We start from the raw sequence: 6,656 nt of genomic DNA, 5'->3' as shown, positions 1-6,656 counted from the left end.
GTTGGGCGGGGTCCGGGGGGCGGCGACGGAGGATTTTGCTACGCAGGGGGTGGCTACTTCGAAGGAAGCTTGGCCCTTGTAGCCGACGCTGAGCGCCAATTGAAAGCCGTCGGGCGACCTTGCGAAGATTGCGGGCATGTCTCGAGAGCGGTTCACCGACGTGATCCTGTGCCCGCTACTCTGCCAGTGGCGCTGCACTACTCCCAGAAAGCTGCCCAGCCGCTCTGGCGCAATGATGGTCAGTACTTTGCGTCGCCGCTTGACACTGCAACTGGTCATCGTGGTGATGTGATGGGTCCACACGACCGGGGGGACGATAGCGCCCATTGTGGCGTCAAGAAGTTCGTCGGCCCGCTGTGCGGCCTGCTGCATGTTCATGTTTGCGACGCCTCCAGCGCCCGCACCCCGTTGCGCAATACCGCACCCGGTAACCATGAGACCAGCGATCACTAGGCCAAGGGCTCGTCTCGGCATCACCTTCGTTCCTCCTCGGTAACCCTGTGCGATGTACCGCCAACTACTCTGGCGATGTTGCTCGCCGACTCCGAATCGAGGCCGGGAGTGAAGTACTGAGAGTGGGCCTGAAAGCCGCCCAACTCCATAACAGGCATCGGGCCGGGGTCAGTCTTGAACCGCTGCGCCCCGAAAGCCTCGCTCGACGGATCTTTACCGAAGTAAAGGTCGTCATTGTTCTTGTCGTAGACGTCGCCGTAGATCACCGCCCCGGGGCCGGCCAGTAGCGCCTCGTCCTTTGCGGGCAGATGGGTAACAGGATCGTTCTCCGCCGCTCCGACGAAGACATGGTCGCGACCCACACCTAGGTCTTCGGCCTTCTGCACCCCAACGCCGGGGCTGCCAAGAAGAATGATGTCGTCGACTCCGGGAATGCCGCCCGACTGACGGGCAGCCGTGCCTACGGTGAGCGAGCCGTAGGAGTGACCGATAGCCGTGAAGTGCGGGTTGCCAGCCTCATTGGTCGCTGTAAGGCCCGACATGAAGGAGTTGTATGCGGGTGCCCCGCGATCAGCGTCGCCCGTACTTGCTACGTCGGCGCTCAGGGGAGCGTCGTAGCCCAGCCAGATAATCGATGCACTGGAGGGATCGATGTCTTGAGCACCGAGCGCCGTGTCTTCCGCACGGACCATCGTGTCCTCGACGAACTCCGCGTCCAGTTTCGTCCCCAAGCCTGGAACGTAGGTCGCCACGTGTCGGGAGGTGTCCGGGTTGCCGTAGGCGACGACCGCGCGGCCGTTGCCTTCGGCGCCGATGTCGAGGAGGTACATGGGCAGGCCGCCGGGCTGTGCCAGCCGGTCCTGGATCAGGCGGAGGGCTTCCAGCTTGGTCTGGGACTCGGGGTCGCCGCGGGACGCGAGTTCGGCCATGAGGATGGGGAGGTAGGTGCGGTTGGCCTGGTCGCGGATGGTGGCCGGGATGCCGTCGAGGTCGCCGATCAGGTCGGGGGCGATCCGCAGGAACTCCTGGCGCTGCTCGTCAGGGAGCGCGTCCCACCAGGCCTTGCGCTCGGCGGGGCTCCCCTCGTAGGGGATCAGGCCGACGAGGTAGTCACGTGCGGTGGCGCGGACGTCCGCGGCGTCGCGGCGGACGTCGGCGAGGACGGCCTGGGTGACGTCGAGGCCCTTGGCGGCGCGCAGGCCGTGCAGGGTGCGGGCGTACCGGGCGTCGATTTCCACCGCGGCGCGCACCGCGCGGGCGATGCTGTCGGCGAGGGCCTGGGCTTTGTCGGCGTGGGGGTTGAGCGGGCGGACGGCGGGGCCGGGAGCCAGGTCGAGGGGCAGCGCGCCGCGGCCGTCGGCGCGGCCGGCGGGGGTGTCCTGGGAGCCGAGCAGGGTGTCGACGGTGGAGGCGGGGTAGGCCACCGACCCGTCGGGGTGGACGGTGAAGCGCAGTTCGGCCGCCTCGTCCAGGGCCTGCCGTAAGCGGCGCTGCGGTTCGGCGAGGTCGGTGGCGAGGCCGTTGAGGGTGGTGCGGACCAGGCCGCACTCGGTGCGGACGTACTCGTAGTTGCGGCGCAGCCGCTCCAGTCGCCGTACGGCCGCCGTCGCCGCCTCGCCGCGCTGGGTCTCGCGGAGCGGGGCGGTCAGGGCTTGGCCGACCCGTACCGCGTCGGCGGCGGCCCGGTTGGAGACGGCGTGCCAGCGGTTGCCGGCCGCCTCGAAGTCGGCGGGGGTCAGGTCGCGCAGGCGCTGCCAGGTGAGGGCCGTCCCGGTCATCGGGCCACCGCTCCGGCGGTCGCGGTGTCGACCTCGCCGAGATGGGCGGTCGCCTGGCGGAGCGTGCCGCTGAGGTGGTCGCATTCGTCGCGGATGGCGGCGAGGCGGTCCTCCCAGGAGGTGAGGACCCCGGCCAGGGCGGCGGCCGCGGCGAGGCCGGCCGCTCGGGCGGTCAGCCCGTCGTGGCCGGCGCCCAGTCCGGTGCGGCCCTCCGCGGCGCTGACACGCAGCTCGGCGGCGGTGGCGGAGGCGCCGGCCCAGGGGTCGCGGCCGTGCTGGAGGACGGGGCCGTGCCGGCCGCCGGACTGCTCGTGTGCCATCCGGGGTGCCCCCTCGCGCTCAGGGCGACCGACGGTCGGTCGCGGAGCGTGAGGCTAGCGGGACGGAAAGCCACAGAAAGGGGGCGGGGGATGCGGCGGAGTCGCGGGGATGTCGATCGGGCCCGGGGTGGCGGGCGGCGGGCGCACACCGCCCGCACACCCGTTCCCTGGGTCAGCGGGGCGTCACGCGGTGACGGCGGTCCGGCGCACGGTGGTGGCGATGGTGGCGGAGCCGACCACCCGGGTGCCGTCGTAGAGGACGATCGCCTGACCGGGGGCGACGCCGCGGACGGGGGTGGCGAAGGAGACCTTCAGCTCCCCGTCGGCCATCTCGGCGGTCACCTCGGTCTCGCCGCCGTGGGCGCGGAGCTGCGCGGTGTAGGCGCCGGGGCCGGTGGGGGCGGCGCCGCACCAGCGGGGCTTGATCGCGGTGAGGGCGGTGACGTCGAGGGCTTCGGCGGGGCCCACGGTGACGGTGTTGGAGACGGGAGAGATGTCCAGGACGTAGCGGGGCTTGCCGTCGGGCGCCGGGTGGCCGATCCGCAGGCCCTTGCGTTGGCCGATGGTGAAGCCGTAGGCGCCCTCGTGGGTGCCGAGGCGAGCGCCGGACTCGTCGACGATGTCGCCCTCGGCGCGGCCGAGCCGCTGGGCGAGGAAGCCCTGGGTGTCGCCGTCGGCGATGAAGCAGATGTCGTGGCTGTCGGGCTTCTTGGCCACGGCCAGCCCCCGGCGCTCGGCCTCGGCGCGGATCTCGTCCTTGGTGGTGAGGGTGTCGCCGAGCGGGAACATCGCGTGCGCGAGCTGCTTCTCGTCCAGCACACCGAGGACGTACGACTGGTCCTTGGCCATGTCACTTGCGCGGTGCAGCTCGCGGCTGCCGTCCTCGGCCGCCACCACGGTCGCGTAGTGGCCGGTGCAGACCGCGTCGAAGCCGAGAGCGAGCGCCTTGTCCAGCAGGGCGGCGAACTTGATCTTCTCGTTGCAGCGCAGGCACGGGTTGGGGGTGCGGCCTGCCTCGTACTCGGCGACGAAGTCGTCCACGACGTCCTCGCGGAACCGTTCCGCCAGGTCCCAGACATAGAACGGGATGCCGATGACGTCGGCCGCGCGGCGGGCGTCGCGGGAGTCCTCGATCGTGCAGCAGCCGCGCGCGCCGGTACGGAAGGACTGCGGGTTCGCCGAGAGCGCGAGGTGCACTCCGGTGACGTCGTGGCCGGCCTCGGCGGCGCGGGCGGCGGCGACGGCGGAGTCCACGCCGCCCGACATGGCGGCGAGCACGCGCAGGGGGCGCTGGGAAGTCTGTGTCATAGCCCTACCAGGGTACGGGTGCCCGGGAACCACACTCCTGGGGATATGCGTTGACGATCACATGGGCGAGAACAAGCGCGGCGGACGCGGGAGACGCGGCGGGCACGGCGTGGACAGGCGCACCGTGCTGATCGGCGGCGGGGCGGCCCTGCTGGGCGGCGCGGCCGTGCTGGCGCGGGACGAGCTGCGCGGCGCCTGGTACCGGGTGCCGGGGGTGGAGAAGGCCCGGGTGCCGGGCGAGCTGGACCATCCGGGGGCGCAGTGGACGGCCGCGTCGGAGGCGAACTGGCGGCGGGCGGACCGGCCGGACGACTACACCGTGGACCGGGTGGTGATCCATGTGGTGCAGGGCAGTTTCGCGTCGGCGCTGCGGGTGTTCAAGGACCCGGCCCATCAGGCGGCCACCCACTACGTGGTGCGCAAGGACGGGCACGTCGCGCAGATGATCCGCGAGCTGGACGTGGCCTACCACGCGGGGAACCGCTCGATGAACGAGCGCAGCATCGGCATCGAGCACGAGGGGTTCGTGGACCGGCCGCAGGACTTCACCGCGGCGATGTACGCGGCGTCGGCGCGGCTGACGGCGGGGATATGCGCCCGCTACGGGATACCGGTGGACCGCGAGCACATCATCGGCCATGTGGAGGTGCCGGGCACCGACCACACCGATCCCGGGCCGCACTGGGACTGGTCCCGCTATCTGAGGCTGGTGCGGACGGCCTCGACCGACGCCCGGAACGACACGACCGACGAGGCGTCTGGGTCGCGGTAGACCCGGCGTCGGGTCACAGTCGGGGGTCAGATGAGGGACGCGAAGCGGGCCACGAAGAACGCGGCTACCGCCAGGGCGACGATGATCACCAGCCATACCCACAGCCCCGGGTGCTCCCAGGGGCCGCCGTCGGCGCGTTCCTCGTGGGCCTCGGCGGTCGAGCCCTCGACAGGCGGGGTCTCTCCGGGCGGTACCAGGGGATCGGTCATACCTCCCAGGTTGCCCCGATGATCCCGGTTACGCACCCCATGGCGGGCCGGCGGGCCGACGGGGGCGGTCAGCTCAGCCCGGCGGTGCGGGCCCGCTCCACGGCCGGGCCGATCGCCTTGGCCAGGGCCTCGACGTCGGCGCGGGTGGTGGTGTGGCCGAGGCTGAAGCGCAGGGTGCCGCGGGCCAGGTCCGGATCACTGCCGGTGGCCAGCAGGACGTGACTGGGCTGGGCGATGCCGGCGGTGCAGGCGGAGCCGGTGGAGCACTCGATGCCCTGGGCGTCCAGGAGGAGGAGCAGGGAGTCGCCCTCGCAGCCGGGGAAGGAGAAGTGGGCGTTGGCGGGGAGCCGGCCGGCCGGGTCGGGGTCGCCGCCGAGGACGGCGTCCGGGACGGCGTCGCGTATCGCCTGGACGAGCTCGTCGCGGAGTGCGCCGACGGCAGCCGCGAACTCGGACCGGCGCTCGCCGGCGAGGCGGGCGGCGACGGCGAAGGCGGCGACGGCCGGCACGTCCAGCGTCCCGGAGCGCACCTGGCGCTCCTGGCCGCCGCCGTGCAGGACCGGGACGGGGCTGTGGTCGCGGCCGAGGAGCAGCGCGCCGATGCCGTAGGGGCCGCCGATCTTGTGACCGGAGACGGTCATGGCGGCGAGTCCGGAGTCGGCGAAGGACACCGGGAGCTGGCCCGCGGCCTGGACCGCGTCGGAGTGCATCGGGACGTCGAACTCGCGCGCGACAGCGGCCAGTTCGGCCACCGGGGAGATGGTGCCGATCTCGTTGTTGGCCCACATGGCGGTGACCAGGGCGACGGTGTCCGGGTCCTGGGCGAGGGCGTCGCGCAGCACGTCCGGGTGGAGCCGGCCGTAGCCGTTCACCGGCAGGTACTCGACGGCGGCGCCCTCGTGCTCGCCCAGCCAGTGCACCGCGTCCAGGACGGCGTGGTGCTCGACGGGGGTGGTGAGCACCCGGGTGCGGCGCGGGTCGGCGTCCCGGCGGGCCCAGTACAGGCCCTTGACGGCGAGGTTGTCGGACTCGGTGCCGCCGGAGGTGAACACCACCTCGCTGGGGCGCGCCCCGAACGCCTCGGCGAGGCTCTCCCGCGCCTCCTCGACGGTACGGCGGGCCCGGCGGCCGGCGGCGTGCAGCGAGGACGCGTTGCCCGTGACGGCGAGCTGGGCGGTCATCGCCTCGATCGCCTCCGGCAGCATCGGAGTGGTCGCGGCGTGGTCGAGGTAGGCCATGGTGCCCCGATTCTACGAGGCGTCGGGCGGCGGACGACGCCCGCCATCCGGGATCCGGACAGGCATCCGGAACCGCGCCAGGGATCGACGTGATGACCGACAGGAGGAACCACGCCGGGACCGGGACCGGGACCGACACCAGGGCCGGGTCTGGGACCAGGGCCGGCCGCGTCCCTCGGATCAGGCGATCAAGCGATCAGGCGATCAGGCGATCAGGCGATCAGGCGATGGACCAGGCCGATCCACCGGAGGTGCTCATGACCACGGCCAGTACCACCAGGTCGGCGACGCCGAGCCCGAGGCCGAGCAGCGCGCGGGCGCGGCGGGCGGTGCCGCGGCGGAGGGCGAGGACGGCGAGCACGACGGCGACGGGGCCGAGCACGATGTTCATCACCAGCAGTCCCACCAGGCCCAGTACGAACGCCGCGACGGCCATGCCGTCGGCGTCGAACCGGCGTCGGGCGCGGGCCCGCTCGGGGGAGGCGGTGGTCGGTCGGGTGAGCTCCATGGCGGTCTCCTCGGCGGCGTTCCCGTACCGGGGGAACGGGCGGTGCCGGTACGGGAACGCCGCCGAGGAG

At 72.4% G+C, this 6,656-nt stretch carries 8 protein-coding genes; 1 reads left to right on the top strand and 7 read right to left on the bottom strand.

Features of this window, described 5'->3' with window-relative positions; all coding sequences use genetic code 11:
• The 4 genes from C6N75_RS31165 to mnmA all read right to left on the bottom strand — a co-directional run.
• Window positions 1-378 (bottom strand): hypothetical protein (locus tag C6N75_RS31165; RefSeq protein ID WP_219852920.1); only part of this gene is annotated, 378 nt, incomplete at its 3' end.
• A gap of 95 nt (window positions 379-473) precedes the next feature.
• Window positions 474-2,231, bottom strand: coding sequence for an alpha/beta hydrolase (locus tag C6N75_RS27005; RefSeq protein ID WP_105871493.1), 1,758 nt, complete (start codon window positions 2,229-2,231; stop codon window positions 474-476).
• Entirely contained in the window at window positions 2,228-2,551 is a 324-nt protein-coding gene (locus tag C6N75_RS27000; RefSeq protein ID WP_105871492.1) for a hypothetical protein, read from the bottom strand. The genes C6N75_RS27005 and C6N75_RS27000 overlap by 4 nt, the downstream gene beginning before the upstream one ends.
• 183 nt (window positions 2,552-2,734) lie before the next feature.
• Window positions 2,735-3,859, bottom strand: a complete 1,125-nt coding sequence (gene mnmA / locus C6N75_RS26995; protein WP_105871491.1) for a tRNA 2-thiouridine(34) synthase MnmA — start codon at window positions 3,857-3,859, stop codon at window positions 2,735-2,737.
• A 61-nt stretch (window positions 3,860-3,920) separates the two neighbouring features.
• Here mnmA and C6N75_RS26990 point away from each other — a divergent pair, with 61 nt between their 5' ends.
• Complete coding sequence (locus C6N75_RS26990; RefSeq protein WP_105871490.1) at window positions 3,921-4,631, top strand: N-acetylmuramoyl-L-alanine amidase; 711 nt, start codon at window positions 3,921-3,923, stop codon at window positions 4,629-4,631.
• Between the two features lie 26 nt (window positions 4,632-4,657).
• On the opposite strand, the gene C6N75_RS26985 is transcribed toward C6N75_RS26990, so the two are convergent.
• The 3 genes from C6N75_RS26985 to C6N75_RS26975 all read right to left on the bottom strand — a co-directional run bounded on the left by C6N75_RS26985 (window position 4,658) and on the right by C6N75_RS26975 (window position 6,586).
• Complete coding sequence (locus tag C6N75_RS26985) at window positions 4,658-4,840, bottom strand: DUF6480 family protein (RefSeq protein ID WP_105871489.1); 183 nt, start codon at window positions 4,838-4,840, stop codon at window positions 4,658-4,660.
• A 68-nt stretch (window positions 4,841-4,908) separates the two neighbouring features.
• Window positions 4,909-6,078: a cysteine desulfurase family protein gene (locus C6N75_RS26980; protein ID WP_105871488.1), complete on the bottom strand. Its 1,170-nt coding sequence runs from the start codon at window positions 6,076-6,078 to the stop codon at window positions 4,909-4,911.
• Window positions 6,079-6,298: 220 nt separating this feature from the next.
• Window positions 6,299-6,586, bottom strand: coding sequence for a DUF4190 domain-containing protein (locus tag C6N75_RS26975; RefSeq protein WP_105871494.1), 288 nt, complete (start codon window positions 6,584-6,586; stop codon window positions 6,299-6,301).
• Between the last annotated feature and the right edge of the window lie 70 nt (window positions 6,587-6,656).

Origin of the sequence: Streptomyces solincola (assembly GCF_002982015.1) — a bacterium.
In the GTDB taxonomy this organism is placed as follows: Bacteria; Actinomycetota; Actinomycetes; order Streptomycetales; family Streptomycetaceae; genus Streptomyces; species Streptomyces solincola.
The sequence above is the reverse complement of the archived record's forward strand: the minus strand, read 5'-3'. Positions and strand labels throughout refer to the sequence as shown.

Excerpts from the sequence above, each read along its gene's own strand:
- C6N75_RS26990 (WP_105871490.1), top strand. The coding sequence starts at position 3,921 with ATGGGCGAGAACAAGCGCGGCGGACGCGGGAGACGCGGCGGGCACGGC.
- C6N75_RS27005 (WP_105871493.1), bottom strand. The coding sequence starts at position 2,231 with ATGACCGGGACGGCCCTCACCTGGCAGCGCCTGCGCGACCTGACCCCC.
- C6N75_RS27000 (WP_105871492.1), bottom strand. The coding sequence starts at position 2,551 with ATGGCACACGAGCAGTCCGGCGGCCGGCACGGCCCCGTCCTCCAGCAC.
- C6N75_RS26980 (WP_105871488.1), bottom strand. The coding sequence starts at position 6,078 with ATGGCCTACCTCGACCACGCCGCGACCACTCCGATGCTGCCGGAGGCG.
- C6N75_RS26985 (WP_105871489.1), bottom strand. The coding sequence starts at position 4,840 with ATGACCGATCCCCTGGTACCGCCCGGAGAGACCCCGCCTGTCGAGGGC.
- mnmA (WP_105871491.1), bottom strand. The coding sequence starts at position 3,859 with ATGACACAGACTTCCCAGCGCCCCCTGCGCGTGCTCGCCGCCATGTCG.
- C6N75_RS26975 (WP_105871494.1), bottom strand. The coding sequence starts at position 6,586 with ATGGAGCTCACCCGACCGACCACCGCCTCCCCCGAGCGGGCCCGCGCC.